Source organism: Mesorhizobium sp. L2C084A000, assembly GCF_000502875.1.
In the GTDB taxonomy this organism is placed as follows: domain Bacteria; phylum Pseudomonadota; class Alphaproteobacteria; order Rhizobiales; family Rhizobiaceae; genus Mesorhizobium.
The window spans coordinates 122,640-139,654 of record NZ_AYWX01000008.1; the positions used below are offsets into that span (position 1 = coordinate 122,640).

At 62.6% G+C, this 17,015-nt stretch carries 13 protein-coding genes; 12 read left to right on the forward strand and 1 reads right to left on the reverse strand.

Annotated elements, in window-relative coordinates; translation table 11 throughout:
• Nucleotides 1-180: 180 nt before the first annotated feature.
• Complete coding sequence (locus X735_RS148605) at nucleotides 181-1,677, forward strand: CoA-acylating methylmalonate-semialdehyde dehydrogenase (RefSeq protein WP_023811796.1); 1,497 nt, start codon at nucleotides 181-183, stop codon at nucleotides 1,675-1,677.
• Nucleotides 1,678-1,992: 315 nt separating this feature from the next.
• Nucleotides 1,993-2,292, forward strand: a complete 300-nt coding sequence (locus X735_RS148600) for a hypothetical protein (protein WP_023811797.1) — start codon at nucleotides 1,993-1,995, stop codon at nucleotides 2,290-2,292.
• Nucleotides 2,293-2,346: 54 nt separating this feature from the next.
• On the opposite strand, the gene X735_RS148595 is transcribed toward X735_RS148600, so the two are convergent.
• Complete coding sequence (locus tag X735_RS148595) at nucleotides 2,347-3,039, reverse strand: GntR family transcriptional regulator (protein ID WP_050592699.1); 693 nt, start codon at nucleotides 3,037-3,039, stop codon at nucleotides 2,347-2,349.
• Between the two features lie 69 nt (nucleotides 3,040-3,108).
• Here X735_RS148595 and X735_RS148590 point away from each other — a divergent pair, with 69 nt between their 5' ends.
• The 10 genes from X735_RS148590 to pyc all read left to right on the forward strand — a co-directional run bounded on the left by X735_RS148590 (nucleotide 3,109) and on the right by pyc (nucleotide 16,937).
• Nucleotides 3,109-4,002: a dihydrodipicolinate synthase family protein gene (locus tag X735_RS148590; RefSeq protein WP_023811799.1), complete on the forward strand. Its 894-nt coding sequence runs from the start codon at nucleotides 3,109-3,111 to the stop codon at nucleotides 4,000-4,002.
• Between the two features lie 59 nt (nucleotides 4,003-4,061).
• Entirely contained in the window at nucleotides 4,062-5,312 is a 1,251-nt protein-coding gene (locus X735_RS148585) for an FAD-binding oxidoreductase (protein WP_023811800.1), read from the forward strand.
• Between the two features lie 31 nt (nucleotides 5,313-5,343).
• On the forward strand, nucleotides 5,344-6,345 hold the full coding sequence (locus X735_RS148580; RefSeq protein WP_023811801.1) for a 4-hydroxyproline epimerase: 1,002 nt from the start codon (nucleotides 5,344-5,346) through the stop codon (nucleotides 6,343-6,345).
• A gap of 334 nt (nucleotides 6,346-6,679) precedes the next feature.
• On the forward strand, nucleotides 6,680-7,582 hold the full coding sequence (locus tag X735_RS148575) for a branched-chain amino acid ABC transporter permease (protein WP_013529092.1): 903 nt from the start codon (nucleotides 6,680-6,682) through the stop codon (nucleotides 7,580-7,582).
• A 4-nt stretch (nucleotides 7,583-7,586) separates the two neighbouring features.
• Nucleotides 7,587-9,182, forward strand: coding sequence for a high-affinity branched-chain amino acid ABC transporter permease LivM (livM, locus tag X735_RS148570; RefSeq protein WP_023811802.1), 1,596 nt, complete (start codon nucleotides 7,587-7,589; stop codon nucleotides 9,180-9,182).
• Nucleotides 9,182-10,750: an ATP-binding cassette domain-containing protein gene (locus X735_RS148565; protein WP_023811803.1), complete on the forward strand. Its 1,569-nt coding sequence runs from the start codon at nucleotides 9,182-9,184 to the stop codon at nucleotides 10,748-10,750. The genes livM and X735_RS148565 overlap by 1 nt, the downstream gene beginning before the upstream one ends.
• Nucleotides 10,750-11,478, forward strand: coding sequence for an ABC transporter ATP-binding protein (locus tag X735_RS148560; protein ID WP_013529095.1), 729 nt, complete (start codon nucleotides 10,750-10,752; stop codon nucleotides 11,476-11,478). Before X735_RS148565 ends, X735_RS148560 begins: the two co-directional genes overlap by 1 nt.
• A gap of 111 nt (nucleotides 11,479-11,589) precedes the next feature.
• The gene (locus tag X735_RS148555) at nucleotides 11,590-11,937 is read left to right on the forward strand and encodes a DUF6867 family protein (RefSeq protein ID WP_023811804.1); all 348 of its coding nucleotides are present in this window, start codon (nucleotides 11,590-11,592) and stop codon (nucleotides 11,935-11,937) included.
• 137 nt (nucleotides 11,938-12,074) lie between these two features.
• Entirely contained in the window at nucleotides 12,075-13,193 is a 1,119-nt protein-coding gene (locus tag X735_RS148550) for a branched-chain amino acid ABC transporter substrate-binding protein (protein ID WP_023811805.1), read from the forward strand.
• A gap of 285 nt (nucleotides 13,194-13,478) precedes the next feature.
• Nucleotides 13,479-16,937: a pyruvate carboxylase gene (gene pyc / locus X735_RS148545; RefSeq protein ID WP_023811806.1), complete on the forward strand. Its 3,459-nt coding sequence runs from the start codon at nucleotides 13,479-13,481 to the stop codon at nucleotides 16,935-16,937.
• Nucleotides 16,938-17,015: the final 78 nt, after the last annotated feature.

The following is a 17,015-nucleotide window of genomic DNA, read 5'->3' on the forward strand; positions in this document are numbered from 1 at the left end:
GTGTGACGAAGCTCAACCTTGAGAAATCCTGTAAAGACGGGCGCACCCTATCATTTGCGGCAATTGATGCACAGGTGCCTCTCGCTATCTACTTTTCGCACAACGGTTGCGTTCTCACTCGCGTTGCCATCCGCCGGCCAAAGGCGGACAATGCAGCATCACAAACAAGGGAGAGAAATCATGATCGACTATGGTCATTTCATCGGCGGCAAGCATGTCGCCGGGACCAGCGGCCGCAAGCAGGATGTCATGCAGCCGATGGACGGCTCCGTGCGCGGCACGGTGGCGCTGGCCTCGCAGGCGGAACTGCGCGCGGCGGTCGAGAATGCCAAGGCAGCGCAGCCGAAATGGGCCGCGACCAACCCGCAGCGCCGCGTGCGCGTGCTGATGAAGTTTCTCGAACTGGTCGCCCGCGACTATGACGAACTGGCCGACATCCTGGCGCGTGAGCATGGCAAGACGATCGCCGACGCCAAGGGCGACATCCAGCGCGGCCTCGAAGTGGTCGAAGTCTGCATCGGCGCGCCGCATATGATGAAGGGCGAATTCACCGACGGCGCCGGCCCCGGCATCGACGTCTATTCGATGCGCCAGCCGCTCGGCGTCGTCGCCGGCATCACGCCGTTCAACTTCCCGGCAATGATCCCGCTGTGGAAGATCGCGCCGGCCATCGCCTGCGGCAACGCCTTCATCCTGAAGCCTTCGGAGCGCGATCCCGGCGTGCCGATGCGCATTGCCGAACTGTTCCTCGAAGCCGGCCTGCCGGCAGGCATCCTCAACGTCGTCAACGGCGACAAGGACGTGGTCGACGCCATCCTCGACGATCCCGACATCAAGGCCATCGGCTTTGTCGGCTCGACGCCGATCGCCCATTACATCTATTCGCGCGGCACGGCCGCCGGCAAGCGCGTGCAGTGCTTCGGCGGCGCCAAGAACCACATGATCATCATGCCCGATGCCGACATGGACCAGACCGTCGATGCGTTGATCGGCGCCGGCTACGGCTCGGCCGGCGAGCGGTGCATGGCGATCTCGGTCGCCGTCCCGGTCGGCAACGATACCGCCAACCGGCTGATGGAAAAACTGATCCCGCGCGTTGAAAGCCTGAAGGTCGGTCCTTCGACGGACTCTTCCGCCGATTTCGGCCCGCTGGTGACGGCGCAGGCATTGGAACGCGTTAAGGGCTATGTTGACACCGGCGTCAAGGAAGGCGCCAAGCTGGTCGTCGACGGCCGCGGCTTCTCGATGCAGGGTTATGAAGACGGCTACTATATGGGTGGCTGCCTGTTCGACAACGTGACCGCCGATATGCGCATCTACAAGGAAGAGATCTTTGGGCCGGTGCTCTCTGTTGTGCGCGCGCCGACCTATGAGAGCGCGATCAAGCTCGCCAACGATCACGAGATGGGCAATGGCGTCGCCATCTTCACCCGTGACGGCGATGCCGCGCGCGACTTTGCAAGCCGTGTCCAGGTCGGCATGGTCGGCATCAACGTGCCGATCCCGGTGCCGATCGCCTACTACACCTTCGGCGGCTGGAAGGCATCTTCCTTCGGCGACCTCAACCAGCATGGCCCGGACGCGTTCCGCTTCTACACCAAGACCAAGACCGTGACCTCGCGCTGGCCGTCCGGCATCAAGGACGGTGCCGAATTCGTCATCCCGACGATGAACTGAGCCGGACGACTTCTTGGTTGCGCGTCCTCGCCTTCGGCTGCGGTCGCGCGGGCGGGCATCAAGGACGGTGCTGAATTCGTCATCCCGACGATGAACTGAGCCGGACAACAAATTGGTTTGGATTCAACGCTCGGGCGCTCGCGCCCGGGCGTTTTTTTGCAATCGGTGGCGACCCTATCCGTTGAACGCTAATGTGATGGAACCAAGTAGCATCTGCCGTCTTGGTTTGCAGTCCTGCCGCAAGGAGGTACGGCAGATCAAGCAACGGCGCTGGCGACAGCTTCGGGGACATCGTTTGGCGCAAGGAGGTGTCAGATGACCCGTCTTGTGGCAACGCTATTTTTCGCGGCGGTTTCCGCGTTTCCGGCCGCCCCGGCGATGGCAGAGCAATGCGCGGCCCGTGCGGATATGATCAAAGCGCTCGGGGAAAAATTCCACGAAAGCGAAGCGGCGCGGGGCCTGGTCAACCCGAGCCTGATTCTTGAGATATTCGTCTCCGACCAGGGCACCTGGACAATTCTTGCCACCGACACGCATGGTCAGAGCTGCGTCATCACGGCAGGCGAAGGCTGGGACGGTCCGTTGATGGCGGCGGCTGCCTTGCCCGGGACTTAACCCGAGCTTCGAGGAAGCGCCAACGACGAGAGCGCAGCGGATATAAAAGGACGTTCAGCGCGTGGCGGCCGTCTCGGCGTGGCCGCGCAACAGCGCCATCAGGCGTTTGGCGTCCTTGGCCGCGGCCTCCTCGTCGCCGGCAAGGATTGAGCGGATCAGCGCGACATGGTGCTCGGCGGATTCGGCAAGACCGGTTTCGGCCTTGTAGCGGAACCAGAAGCGGCGGCTGTGGGTCTGCAAGGGGGCGGCCAAACGGGCGGCGAAGGGATTGTCGGCAGCCAGCGCCAGCGCTTCGTCGAGAGCCTTGTCGGCCTGGATGAAGGCAAGCACATTGCCCGAGATCACCGCTTTCTGCATGGCGAGCGCTGCTTCGTGAAACAAGTCGGCGGCTTCGCGGGTGACGAAGCGGGCGGCCGAGCGGGCGAGCACCACCTCGACGCCGCGACGTGCATCGAGGACGCGCAGCCAGTCGCCGGCATGGAGCGGGGCGATGGCGATCCCGGCGCGCGGCCTGATGTCAAGCAGCCCTTCCCAGGCCAACCGCTGGATCGCCTCGCGCACTGGTGTCCTGCCAAGCCCGAGCCTGTCGATCAGAGCGCCCTCGGTGACGAAGCTTGCCGGGGCCAGTTCGAGCGTGACGATCATGTGCTCGAGCACATGGTAGGCCCTGGTCGCGGCCGGCTCCGTCGCGGTGCTTGCTGCCGTGGATATCAAATGCGCTCTCCTGATATATCTTGCATATATCATAACAGAATCCGCATTGACAGCGGGTTTGTTAATAGATATACCACTGATATATCAGATGGAGAGATGATCATGTGGACCGGAGTTTTTCCTGCCGTCACGACCAAATTCACCGCGGATGATCGTCTCGATCATGCCGAGATGGAGCGCTGCTTCAGCCTGCAGATGGAGGCCGGCTGCGACGGCATCATCGTCTGCGGATCGCTCGGCGAAGGGCCGATGCTGTCGCCCGACGAGAAGATCGAGGTGCTGAAGACCGCACAGAAGGTCGCCGGCAAGAAGCCGGTGCTGCTGACCGTCAACGAGGCCGGCACACGCGAGGCGGCCAGCATCGCCAAGCGCGCGAGCCGGGAAGGCGCCAACGGCCTCATGGTCGTGCCGAGCCCGATCTACCACACCAATGCGGAAGAGACGGTTGCAGCGCTTCGTGCGGTCGCCGAGGCGGGCGACCTGCCGGTCATGATCTACTCGAACCGGCTCGCCTACCGTGTCGACGTCACCGTCGACCAGATGGAGGAGCTGGCGTCGGACAAGCGCTTTGTCGCGATCAAGGAATCCTCCGACGACATCCGTCGTTCGACCGAGATCATCAATCGCCTGGGCACCCGCTACGACCTGTTCACCGGCGTCGACAATCTGGCCTTCGAGGCGCTGTCGGTCGGCGCCATCGGCTGGGTCGCGGGACTGGTCACAGCCTTCCCGCGCGAGACCGTCGCCATATTCCAGCTGATGAAGCAGGGCCGCCGCGAGGAGGCGCTCGCCATCTACCGCTGGTTCCGGCCGCTGCTCGATCTCGATGTCTCGACTTACCTGGTCCAAAACATCAAGCTTGCCGAAGTGTTCGCGATCAACACAAATGACCGCGTTCGCATGCCGCGCCAGCCGCTGTCTGGAGAGCGCCGCAAGGCTGTCGAGAAGATCGTCAAGGATGCGCTCGCCGTGCGGCCGACACTGCCGCAGTTCTGAGCTGGTATGAAGCGAGCGGGGCGGAGACTGGGACATGCATGCAGGGGTGACGTACAAAGATGAATAGCGATGTTCCAATCGACATCGCCATCATCGGTGGCGGCATCATCGGCATCTGTGCCGCTGCGTCTCTCGCCGAGGCCGGACGCAGGGCCACCGTCTTCGACCGCACCGGCATTTGCGAGGAGACGAGCTCCGGCAATGCCGCCGCCTTCGCGTTCTCCGACGTGCTGCCGCTGGCCCACAAGGGCATGATCCGGCAGCTGCCGAAATGGCTGGCCGATCCGCTTGGCCCGCTCAGCATTCCGCCCGCCCATCTGCCGAGGCTTCTGCCCTGGCTAATCCGCTTCTGGCGCGCCGGGGCGCCCGGGAAATACGAGGCGAGCCTTGCCGCTCAGGCGGGCATGATGAAGCTCGCCGAGGCGGAGTGGATGGGCTTGCTCGATCGCTCCGGTACGCGGTCGATGCTGCGCGAGGACGGTTCACTGGAGCTCTATGAAAGCGAAGCCGAATTTCAGGCCGGGCTGCCTGGCTGGGCGGCGCGTGAGCGTTTCGGCATCGGTTTCCGCCATGTCGAGGGCGAGGAACTGGCCGCCTTGCAGCCGGGGCTGTCGCCGCGCTTCATCAAAGGCACGTTCGTGCCGGGATGGAAGACGGTCGCCGACCCGAAACTGCTGGGCAAGGCGGTGTGGGCCTATGCGCAGGCCAAGGGCGCCCGCTTTGAGCTGGCCCGGATCAGCCAAGTCGCGGCGGATCAGGATGGTGCGACGCTGACGTTGGCAGACGGCACCACAAGGCAGGCGCGACAACTTGTCGTCGCCGCCGGCGCATGGTCGCATCTGCTGGCGCGGCAGCTCGGCGATCGCATTCCGCTGGAGACCGAGCGCGGCTACAACACCACGTTGCCGACGAGTGCCTTCGACGTGAAGCGGATGCTGATCTTCTCCGGCCATGGTTTCGTCGTCACGCCGCTCGAAACGGGCCTGCGTGTCGGTGGCGCCGTTGAACTCGGCGGCATCGAGCGGCCGCCCAATTATGCCAGGTCGAAAGCGCTGCTGCGGAAGGCACAGAAATTCTTGCCGGGGCTCGATCCCTCGGGTGGGCGCGAATGGATGGGGTTCCGCCCCTCGCTGCCGGATTCAGTGCCCGTCATCGGCGGCGCGCCGGGAAAGCGGTCGGTGGTCTATGCCTTCGGCCATGGCCATCTCGGCCTGACCCAGGCGGCGGCCACCGGACGGTTGATCAGGGATCTTGTCCTGGGGCAGACTCCACCGATCGATCTGGCCCCCTTCAGTCCGCAACGATTTTGATTTTTCGGGTTTTTGATTTTCGAGGAGCGTCATGGCCAAGAAATCCTTCTTCTGCATAGACGGCCACACCTGCGGCAATCCGGTGCGGCTGGTCGCTGGCGGCGGCCCGCTGCTGCAGGGCGCGACTATGATGGAGCGGCGTGCGCATTTTCTGGCCGAGTATGACTGGATCCGCACCGGACTGATGTTCGAGCCGCGCGGCCACGACGTGATGTCCGGCTCGATCCTCTATCCGCCGACGCGCGAGGATTGCGATATCGCCATCCTGTTCATCGAAACCTCCGGCTGCCTGCCGATGTGTGGGCATGGCACCATTGGTACGGTGACGATGGCCATCGAACACGGACTGATCAAGCCGAAGACGCCGGGCGTGCTTCGGCTCGACACGCCGGCCGGCCTTGTCATCGCCGAATACAAACAGGTCGGCGACTATGTCGAGGAGGTGCGCATCACCAATGTGCCGTCCTTCCTCCATGCCGAGGGGCTGACGGTCGAATGCCCTGGGCTCGGCGAAATCACCGTCGATGTCGCCTATGGCGGCAACTTCTACGCCATCGTCGAGCCGCAGGAGAACTATCGCGACATGGCCGATTATTCGGCGGGCGACTTCATCGCCTGGAGCCCGGTGGTGCGCCAGCGGCTCAACGAGAAATATTCCTTCGTCCATCCCGAGAACCCTGGCATCAACCGGCTGTCGCACATGCTGTGGACCGGTGCGCCGACGGTGGATGGCGCGGATGCCCGCAATGCCGTGTTCTACGGCGACAAGGCGATCGACCGCTCGCCCTGCGGCACCGGCACCTCGGCGCGCATGGCGCAGCTTCATGCCAAGGGCAAACTCAAGGCCGGCGACAGCTTCGTCCATGAATCGATCATCGGTTCGCTGTTCAAGGGCAAGGTCGAAAAGGATGTCAGCGTGGCCGGCAAGCCGGCCATCATTCCCTCGATCGGCGGCTGGGCGCGGATGACCGGACTGAACACCATCTTCATCGACGACCGCGACCCGTTCGCTCACGGATTTGTTGTCAAGTGATGGGGATCCTGACCTTGCGGAAAGCAACGGCTTGAAAAATGGATCGTGCCAAAAACGCAAGGATTCCTTTCATCACCTAATTTTGACGGCGATTTCTTCGAAACGGAGCGCATGATGCGGTCGAATCGTCAAAGACATTGCGTTATGCCAATGGTAGGGTCCGCGATAGTCCAGGGGCTGGATGATGGAAAACGGGCAATCGGACAGCGTGCTTCGAAAACACGCATGACGATTGAAAAATGACGTTGCAATCCGGGCTCGAAACTTTACGACTAGGGGAAATACGAAAAGGAATGCGTCTGCATGGGCGACATTCCAGGGGAGCCATGTACACATGCAGTATTTTGTCCAGCAGCTTATCAACGGGCTGACGCTGGGATCGATCTATGGGCTGATCGCGATCGGCTACACGATGGTCTACGGCATCATCGGCATGATCAATTTCGCCCATGGCGACATCTTCATGGTGGGTGCCTTCACGGCACTGATCGTCTTCCTCGCCCTTGGCGCGCTGTTCTATTCGGTGCCGGTTGTGCTGGCGCTGCTGATCATGATGATCGTGGCGATGCTGCTCACCAGCCTCTATAACTGGACGATCGAAAAGGTCGCCTACCGGCCGTTGCGCGGTTCGTTCCGACTGGCCCCGCTGATCACTGCCATCGGCATGTCGATCGCGCTGTCGAACTTCGTCCAGGTGACGCAGGGTCCACGCAACAAGCCGATCCCGCCGATGGTCAGCCAGGTTTACAACATCAACGGCATCAGCGTGTCGCTGAAGCAGATCATCATCGTCGTCGTCACGGCGCTGCTGCTGGCGCTGTTCTGGTATCTGGTCAACAAGACCTCGCTCGGGCGAGCGCAACGGGCCTGTGAGCAGGACCGCAAGATGGCGGCGCTGCTCGGCATCGATGTCGACCGTACCATCTCGATCACCTTCATCATGGGTGCGGCCCTTGCCGCGGTCGCCGGCACTTTGTTCCTGATGTATTACGGCGTCATTGCCTTCTCGGATGGCTTCACGCCGGGCGTGAAGGCCTTCACGGCGGCGGTGCTGGGCGGCATTGGTTCGCTGCCTGGGGCGGTGGTCGGCGGGCTGATGATCGGCTTCATCGAGAGCATGTGGTCGGCCTATTTCTCGATCGACTACAAGGACGTCGCGGCGTTCTCGATCCTGGCCATCGTGCTGATCTTCCTGCCTTCCGGCATATTGGGCCGGCCAGAAGTCGAAAAGGTCTGAGACTATGGCCGTCACCGTATCTCCGGAGCGCGACACCGTCGCCACCCCCATGCAGCGCGCGTTGCGCGAGGCACTTTATGCCGCTGCCATATCGTTCGGCCTGTTCGTGCTGTTCATCGGCCTGAAGACCGGCCAGAACATTTCCAATGAACTGGTCCTGACGACACGCTGGGGCCTGCTTGCCGCCGTGGTGATCGCCACGGCTGTCGGGCGCTTCCTCTATGTCGCTTATGGCCAGCCCTTCCTCGCCAACCAGAAGATCACCGACGTCGCCACCGGCCTGCTGCCGGCCAGCGTGGCGTCACGCTTCTTCCAGTTGCCGGCCTTCATCGTGGCCTTGGTCGCGGCGGTGGTGTTGTTTGCGGTCAACAGCTCTCTCGTCGGATGGGTGGGAGCCGAGCCGGCGGGCTATCTGCAGTTCCTGCGCGCCCTGGCAGTCATCTATGTGCTGGCCTGCGTGATCTATTATTTCCGGGGCTTCATCCATGCTAACTTCACCAAACTCGGCATTGCCGCGCTGATCCTCTATCCGATCCTGGTAGTGGCGATCCTGTCGCTGATGTCCTGGTCGTTCGTCGGCGGTCTGCAAGGTTCGCTGAAATGGGTCGACAATTTCGGCATCCAGATCCTGATCTATGTGATGCTGGCCTGGGGCCTGAACATTGTCGTCGGCCTCGCCGGCCTGCTCGACCTCGGTTATGTCGCTTTCTACGCGGTCGGCGCCTATGCCTATGCGCTGCTCGGCACGCAATATGGCCTGTCGTTCTGGATCCTTTTGCCGGCCGCCGGCGCCATGGCCGCCTTCTGGGGCGTGCTGCTCGGTTTTCCGGTGCTGCGCCTGCGTGGCGACTATCTGGCGATCGTCACCTTGGCTTTCGGTGAGATCATCCGCCTGGTCCTGATCAACTGGCGTGAGGTCACCAACGGTTCGGCCGGTATTTCCGGCATTCCGAAGGTCACCTTCTTCGGCCTGATGACCTTCAACGTGTCGGACCCCAATTACATCGCCAAGGTGCTGCATCTCGCGACATCGAGCGCCTACTACAAGATCTTCCTCTATTACCTGATCCTGGCGCTGGCGCTGCTGACAGCCTTCGTTACCATCCGGCTGCGGCGCATGCCGGTCGGCCGTGCCTGGGAAGCGTTGCGGGAGGACGAGATCGCCTGCCGTTCGCTCGGCATCAACACCACCACTACGAAGCTTACAGCCTTTGCCACGGGTGCGATGTTCGGCGGCTTCGCCGGCGCGTTCTTCGCCGCACGGCAGGGCTTCGTCAGCCCGGAATCCTTCGTCTTCCTGGAATCGGCCATCATCCTGGCCATCGTCGTTCTCGGTGGCATGGGCTCGCTGGTCGGCATCGCGGTCGCCGCAATGGTGATGATCGGCGGTACCGAGGCGTTGCGCGAACTCGACTTCCTCAAGCAGGTCTTCGGACCGGACTTCACACCGGAACTCTACCGCATGCTTCTGTTCGGCATGGCCATGGTCATCGTCATGCTGTGGAAGCCGCGCGGCTTCGTCGGCAGTCGTGAACCAACCGCCTTCCTCAAGGAGCGAAAGGCTGTCTCAAGCTCCTTCACCAAGGAAGGACACGGCTGATGAATGCGAACCCTGTTCAGAAGGCCAATTCCGGCGTGAACGACGCTATCCTGCAGGTCGATCATCTGTCGATGAAGTTCGGCGGCCTGGTGGCCATCGGCGATCTGTCTTTCGCCGCCAAGCGCGGCGAGATCACCGCGCTGATCGGCCCCAACGGCGCCGGCAAGACCACGGTGTTCAACTGCATCACCGGCTTTTACAAGCCCTCGGAAGGCATGATCACGCTCAACCGGAACGATGGTTCGACCTTCCTGCTCGAGCGGCTGCCCAACCATGAGATCCCGGCGCGCGCCAAGGTGGCGCGCACCTTCCAGAACATCCGCCTGTTCTCCGGCATGACCCTGCTGGAGAACCTGCTGGTCGCCCAGCACAACAAACTGATGAAGGCATCGGGCTACACGGTGCTTGGCCTGTTCGGCTTCAGCGGCTATCGCAAGGCCTCGGCCGAATCGGTGGAGCTCGCCAAGCATTGGCTGGAAAAGGCCGATCTTGTCGACCGTGCCGACGACCCGGCCGGCGACCTGCCCTATGGCGCGCAGCGCCGTCTCGAAATCGCTCGCGCCATGTGCACGGGACCCGAGCTTCTGTGCCTCGATGAACCGGCGGCCGGCCTCAATCCGAAGGAATCGGCGGCGCTCAACGAGCTGCTGATCGACATCAAGAACACATCTGGCACCTCGATCCTGTTGATCGAGCACGACATGTCGGTGGTCATGCAAATCTCCGACCATGTCGTGGTGCTGGAGTATGGCCGCAAGATTTCCGACGGCAGCCCGCAGTCCGTGCGCACAGATCCGCGCGTCATCGCCGCCTATCTCGGCGTCGACGACGAAGAAGTCGAAGCCGTCCTTACCGAAGTCGGCGACGAAGATGTCATTGAACAGCTGGATACAGGGCCGGATACCGCGCATGGTCCGGGAACATCGTCGTCCTATCTCGCCGGGCCGGTGACCGACACGGTCGGCCACAGTTCGGGCGAGCGGGTTACGGTGGCCAAGGGAGCGTCAAAGGCCGGTCAGGTCGACGCCAGGTCGCTCGCCGCGGCAAACAAGGCAGCCTCGCTGGCAGCCGTACCGGCGGCGAAGGCAAAGCCTGCTCCGAAAGCGGCTTCAAAGGCGGCAACCGGCACGGCGGCGAAGTCGACCGCGTCGGCCAAGCCGGCAGTCAAGGCCACGGCGAAGGCTGGAGAGATCTCCAATCGGCTGGCGGCGCCTCGCGGCGGCAAGGCCGATAATTTGACCCGCATCAAGGGCATCGGTACGGTCAACGAGAAGAAGCTCAACGATCACGGCATCTTCCACTTCGACCAGATCGGCGCCTGGAAAAAGGCCGACGTCGAGGCCGCCGAAGCCTATCTCGCCTTTGACGGACGTATCGCGCGCGAGGAATGGGTCAAACAGGCCAGGCTGCTCGGCCAGGGCAAGGACACGGAATTCTCGCGCCGCGTCGACGCGGGCAAGGTGGCGACAAGCCATGCTTCCGCAAAGACTGCAAAGGCAGCCTCCGGAAAGACCGCGAGCAAGACCGCTGCCAAGCCCGTGGCGGGCAAGCGTGGAGGGGGCAAGTGATGGCCGCGACAACGCTGCTCGATATCAAGGGCGTGCAGACCTATTACGGCAACATCCGGGCGCTGAACGGCGTCGATGTCACCGTCAAGCAGGGTGAGATCGTGGCGCTGATCGGTGCCAATGGCGCCGGCAAGTCGACGCTGATGATGACCATTTTCGGCGCGCCGCGGGCTCGCGCCGGCACCATCACCTTTGCCGGCACCGACATCACCCAGATGCCGACGCACGAGATCGCGCGCATGCGCATTGCCCAGTCGCCCGAGGGCCGGCGGATCTTTCCGCGCATGACGGTGATGGAAAACCTGCAGATGGGCGCCAGCCTCGACAACCTCAAGCACTATGACGAGGACGTCGAGAAGGTGTTCACGCTGTTCCCGCGTTTGAAAGAGCGCATCACCCAGCGCGGCGGCACGCTGTCGGGCGGTGAGCAGCAGATGCTGTCGATCGGACGCGCGCTGATGGCACGACCGAAGCTGCTTTTGCTCGACGAGCCGTCGCTGGGTCTCGCGCCGCTGATCGTCAAGCAGATCTTCGACGCCATCCGCGAACTGAACCGCACCCAGGGGCTGACCGTATTCCTGGTCGAGCAGAACGCCTTCGGCGCGCTCAAGCTCGCCACGCGCGGCTACGTCATGGTCAACGGCAATGTGACGATGAGCGGCACCGGCAAGGAGCTGCTCGCCAATCCGGAAGTGCGCGCCGCCTATCTCGAAGGCGGACACCACTGAGTTCGGAGCGGAATGCGTGCATTCGCCATTCCGCTCCAGATTGTTTGTTTGTCGCATGATCTTGTCCGGAAAGTCCGCAACTTTTCGGGATCATGCTAAGGAGACTTCACCATGCAGGGCATTCTTTACGAGGAACCCTCGATCTGGCAGTTCTTCTTCGTCACCTGTCTGCTCGGCGGCTGGGCGGCGTGGATGACCGGCAAGGCCAGTGCCCAGACATGGCGCAGCTTCATCCAGCTGTTCGCCTATATGCTGGGCCTCGGCATCGCCATCCGCTTCATCCATCACGCGCTGTTCGGCGGCACCATGTTCTCGCTGCACTATTATGTCGTCGACACCATCGTGCTGATGATCCTCGGCTTCGTCGGCTATCAATACACGCGCACCAACCAGATGGTGACACAGTATAATTGGCTCTACGAAAGAGCTTCACTCTTGAGCTGGAAACCGAAAGGTTGACGTTCATCATTAACGCCGTCTCGAAATTGAATCGGCGTGACAAGTGCCTGAAAATCGGCAAACTATGCTTTCTGCGATAAGGGTGGGCATCGCATGAAAGCTTCATCCACGCCCACTCCGTAAATGGGAGCGTTTAAATGAAAAAGTCACTTTTGTCCGCCGTCGCCCTGACCGCGCTGGTCGCGTTCGGCGGCAACGCGTGGGCTGACGTCATGTTCGGCGTCGCCGGTCCGATCACCGGTCCGAACGCCGCCTTCGGCGCACAGCTTCAGAAGGGTGCGGAAGCGGCCGTCGCCGACATCAATGCCAAGGGCGGCATCAATGGCGAGCAGATCAAGCTCGAAGTCGGCGACGACGTCTCCGATCCGAAGCAGGGCATCTCGGTTGCGAACAAGTTCGTCGGCGACGGCGTCAAGTTCGTGGTCGGCCACTTCAACTCGGGCGTTTCGATTCCGGCTTCGGAAGTCTATGCGGAAAACGGCATTGTCGAAGTGACGCCGGCCGCGACCAACCCGCAGTTCACCGAGCGCGGCCTGTGGAATGTGTTCCGCACCTGCGGACGCGATGACCAGCAGGGTAGCATTGCCGGTGCTTATCTCGCCGCGAACTTCAAGGACGCCAAGATCGCCGTCATCCACGACAAGACCACCTATGGCCAGGGTCTTGCCGACGAAACCAAGAAGGCAATGAATGCCAAGGGCCTGACGGAAGTCATGTATGAAGGCATCAATGTCGGCGACAAGGACTTCTCGGCGCTGATCGCCAAGATGAAGGAAGCCGGCGTTTCGATCATCTACTGGGGCGGCCTGCACACCGAAGCAGGCCTGATCATCCGCCAGGCGGCCGACCAGGGCCTCAAGGCGACACTGATTTCCGGCGACGGCATCGTGTCGAACGAACTGGCTTCGATCGCGGGCGACGCTGTTGCGGGCACGCTCAACACGTTCGGTCCGGATCCGCGCCTGATCCCCGCCAACAAGGAACTCGTCGAGAAGTTCCGCGCGCAGGGTTTCGAACCGGAAGCCTATACGCTCTACTCCTACGCCGCAGTACAGGCTATCGCCGAGGCAGCGACCGCTGCCAAGTCGAACGACCCGCAGGCAGTTGCCAAGGCGCTGCATGAAAACGGCCCGTTCAAGACCGTGCTCGGCGATCTGTCCTATGACGCCAAGGGCGACCCGACGCTGCCCGGCTACGTGATGTACGAATGGAAGAAGGGCGACGACGGCAAGTACACCTACATCCAGAAGATGTAAGACTCGTCAGTCTCCAGACCGTTTACGGATGCCCGGCGCCTCGCGCCGGGCATTTTCTTTTGCCATTCAGGGGGCGACCGATGGAGCCGGGTCCCTTAGCCGGGAATGATCGTGCGTCACGGCAGAGCCGGCCCTTTTTCTGGCTGTTTGGATGAATGCGATGGCCTCTGGCGCAATGATTCCATTTCAATCGGTTTAAATGCGCGTCAAATTTGTTTGCACTGCAGCATTTTCACGCTAATCATTGCGCCGATTTCTCTTCCTTCCGTTGCTGGAGCCCAGTCCTTGGCCATCACGAAGATCCTCGTCGCCAACCGGTCCGAAATCGCCATTCGCGTCTTTCGCGCGGCCAACGAACTCGGCCTCAAAACCGTGGCGATCTGGGCCGAAGAAGACAAATACTCCCTGCATCGCTTCAAGGCCGACGAGAGCTACCAGGTCGGACGCGGGCCGCATCTGACCCGGGACATGGGGCCGATCGAAAGCTATCTGTCGATCGAGGAGGTGATCCGCGTCGCCAGGCTGTCGGGTGCCGATGCTATTCATCCCGGCTACGGATTGTTGTCGGAAAGTCCCGAATTCGCCGACGCCTGTGCCGAAGCCGGCATTACCTTCATCGGGCCGAAGCCGGACACAATGCGACGGCTCGGCAACAAGGTCGCGGCGCGCAATCTCGCCATCGAGGTCGGGGTGCCGGTGATCCCCGCCACCGATCCGTTGCCGAATGACATGGAGGCGGTCAAGAAACTGGCCAAGGGAATCGGTTATCCCGTGATGCTGAAGGCATCATGGGGTGGCGGCGGCCGCGGCATGCGCGCCATCCGCGCCGAAGCCGACCTTGCCCGTGAAGTCACCGAAGGCAAGCGTGAGGCGAAAGCCGCCTTCGGCAAGGACGAGGTCTATCTCGAAAAGCTGATCGAACGCGCGCGCCATGTCGAGGTGCAGGTGCTGGGCGACACCCATGGCAATGCGGTGCACCTGTTCGAGCGCGACTGTTCGATCCAGCGCCGCAACCAGAAGGTCGTCGAGCGGGCGCCGGCGCCCTATCTCGAAATGTCGCAGCGCGAGGAGCTTTGCGGCCATGCGCTGAAGATCGCCCGCGAGACCAGCTATATCGGCGCCGGCACGGTCGAGTTCCTGCAGGATGCCGACACCGGCAAATTCTATTTCATCGAGGTCAACCCGCGCATCCAGGTCGAGCACACCGTCACCGAGCAGGTGACCGGCATCGATATCGTCAAGGCGCAGATCCATATCCTCGACGGCTTTGCCATCGGCACACCGGAATCAGGCGTGCCGGCGCAGAAGGACATAAGGCTGAACGGCCACGCGCTGCAGTGCCGCATCACCACGGAAGACCCCGAGCACAATTTCATCCCCGATTACGGCCGCATCACCGCCTATCGCGGCGCAACAGGCTTCGGCATCCGCCTCGATGGCGGCACCGCCTATTCGGGCGCTGTCATCACCCGCTTCTACGATCCGCTGCTGGAGAAGGTGACGGCGTGGGCGCCGACGCCGGCCGAGACGATCGCCCGCATGAACCGGGCGCTGCGCGAGTTCCGCATCCGCGGCGTCGCCACCAATCTGACCTTCCTCGAAGCGATCATCAACCATCCGAGCTTCGCCGACAATTCCTACACGACCAAGTTCATCGACACGACGCCGGAACTGTTCCAGCAGGTCAAGCGTCAGGACCGCGCCACCAAGCTCATCAACTATCTCGCCGACGTCAGCGTCAACGGCCATCCCGAGACGCGCGGCCGGCCGCAGCCGAAGGCCGATGCGGCCGCACCCGTGGTGCCTTACCTCAACGGCAATGTGCCCGGCGGCAGCAAGCAGAAGCTGGATGTGCTCGGGCCGGAGAAGTTCGCCGCCTGGATGCGCGATCAGAGGCAAGTCCTGGTCACCGACACGACGATGCGCGATGGCCACCAGTCGTTGCTCGCCACCCGTGTGCGAACGCATGACATTGCCGGCATCGCCGGTACCTATGCGCGTGCCTTGCCGCAGCTTCTATCGCTGGAATGCTGGGGCGGCGCCACCTTCGACGTCGCCATGCGCTTCCTCACCGAGGATCCGTGGGAGCGGCTGTCGCTGGTGCGCGAGGCGGCGCCCAATCTGCTGTTGCAGATGCTGCTGCGCGGCGCCAATGGCGTCGGCTACACCAACTATCCCGACAATGTCGTGCAGCATTTCGTCAAGCAGGCAGCAAGCGGTGGCATCGACCTGTTCCGGGTCTTCGATTGCCTGAACTGGGTCGACAACATGCGCGTCGCCATGGATGCGGTCGGCGCCGAGGGTAAGCTGATCGAAGCGGCGATCTGCTATACCGGCGACATCCTCGATCCGGCGCGGGCGAAATACGACCTCAAATACTATGTCGGCCTAGCCAGGGAATTGCAGGCGGCCGGCGCCCACATCATTGCCGTCAAGGACATGGCCGGACTGCTGAAGCCGGCGGCGGCACGCGTGCTGTTCAAGGCGCTGCGCGAGGCGACCGACCTGCCGATCCATTTCCACACCCACGACACGTCGGGCCTGTCGGCGGCGACGGTGCTGGCGGCGGTGGAAAGCGGCGTCGACGCCATAGACGCGGCCATGGATGCTTTCTCCGGCAACACCTCGCAGCCATGCCTTGGCTCGCTCGTCGAGGCGCTGAAGGGCACCGAACGCGACCCCGGTCTCGACCCGCAATGGATCAGGAAAATCTCGTTCTACTGGGAAGCGGTGCGCAACCAGTACGCCGCCTTTGAAAGCGACCTCAAGGGGCCGGCCTCGGAAGTCTATCTGCACGAGATGCCGGGCGGGCAGTTCACCAATCTGAAGGAACAGGCGCGCTCGCTCGGACTGGAGACGCGCTGGCACGAGGTGGCGCAGACCTATCACGACGTCAATCTGATGTTCGGCGACATCGTCAAGGTGACGCCGTCCTCCAAGGTCGTCGGCGACATGGCATTGATGATGGTCAGCCAGGACCTGACTGTTGCCGATGTCGAAAACCCGGACAAGGATATCGCCTTCCCGGATTCCGTCGTCTCGATGCTGCGCGGCGACCTTGGCCAGTCGCCAGGCGGGTGGCCGGCGGCGCTGCAGGGGAAAGCGCTGAAGGGCGACAAGCCGATCACGGTGCGGCCCGGCTCGCTGCTCAAGCCAGCCGACCTCAAGGCCAACCGCAAGGAAATCGAGGAAAAGCTCGAGCGCAAGCTGTCGGAGTTCGAATTCGCCTCGTGGCTGATGTATCCGAAGGTGTTCACGGATTTCGCCGGCGCGCAGGAAACCTATGGGCCGGTCAGCGTCCTGCCGACGCCGACCTATTTCTACGGCATGAAGCCGGAAGACGAGATCTTCGTCGACATCGAGAAGGGCAAGACGCTGGTGGTGCGCTGCCTTGCCATCGGCGATGTCGACGAGAAGGGCATGGTCACCGTGTTCTTCGAGCTCAACGGCCAGCCGCGTCGTGTCAAGGTGCCCGACCGGGCGCATGGCGCGTCCGCCGCCAAGGCCCGCCGCAAGGCCGAACCCGGCAACGAGGCGCATGTCGGCGCGCCGATGCCAGGCGTCGTTTCGGCGCTTTCGGTGGCTGCCGGCCAGGCTGTGAAGGCCGGTGACGTGCTGCTTTCCATCGAAGCGATGAAGATGGAGACGGCGCTGCACGCCGAGCGCGACGGGACGGTCGCCGAGGTGCTGGTCAAGGCGGGCGACCAGATCGATGCCAAGGATCTGCTGATCGCTTTCAATTAGAGTTCGCAAAACGGACCGGTTGTCGGCTTCTGGCGGCAGCCCGCGTGGCTTGGTCGATAACGGCTTGACCCGCCGCCG

Coding starts and splice junctions, on each gene's coding strand:
- X735_RS148605 (WP_023811796.1), top strand. CDS start 181: ATGATCGACTATGGTCATTTCATCGGCGGCAAGCATGTCGCCGGGACC.
- X735_RS148600 (WP_023811797.1), top strand. CDS start 1,993: ATGACCCGTCTTGTGGCAACGCTATTTTTCGCGGCGGTTTCCGCGTTT.
- X735_RS148595 (WP_050592699.1), bottom strand. CDS start 3,039: ATGATATATGCAAGATATATCAGGAGAGCGCATTTGATATCCACGGCA.
- X735_RS148590 (WP_023811799.1), top strand. CDS start 3,109: ATGTGGACCGGAGTTTTTCCTGCCGTCACGACCAAATTCACCGCGGAT.
- X735_RS148585 (WP_023811800.1), top strand. CDS start 4,062: ATGAATAGCGATGTTCCAATCGACATCGCCATCATCGGTGGCGGCATC.
- X735_RS148580 (WP_023811801.1), top strand. CDS start 5,344: ATGGCCAAGAAATCCTTCTTCTGCATAGACGGCCACACCTGCGGCAAT.
- X735_RS148575 (WP_013529092.1), top strand. CDS start 6,680: ATGCAGTATTTTGTCCAGCAGCTTATCAACGGGCTGACGCTGGGATCG.
- livM (WP_023811802.1), top strand. CDS start 7,587: ATGGCCGTCACCGTATCTCCGGAGCGCGACACCGTCGCCACCCCCATG.
- X735_RS148565 (WP_023811803.1), top strand. CDS start 9,182: ATGAATGCGAACCCTGTTCAGAAGGCCAATTCCGGCGTGAACGACGCT.
- X735_RS148560 (WP_013529095.1), top strand. CDS start 10,750: ATGGCCGCGACAACGCTGCTCGATATCAAGGGCGTGCAGACCTATTAC.
- X735_RS148555 (WP_023811804.1), top strand. CDS start 11,590: ATGCAGGGCATTCTTTACGAGGAACCCTCGATCTGGCAGTTCTTCTTC.
- X735_RS148550 (WP_023811805.1), top strand. CDS start 12,075: ATGAAAAAGTCACTTTTGTCCGCCGTCGCCCTGACCGCGCTGGTCGCG.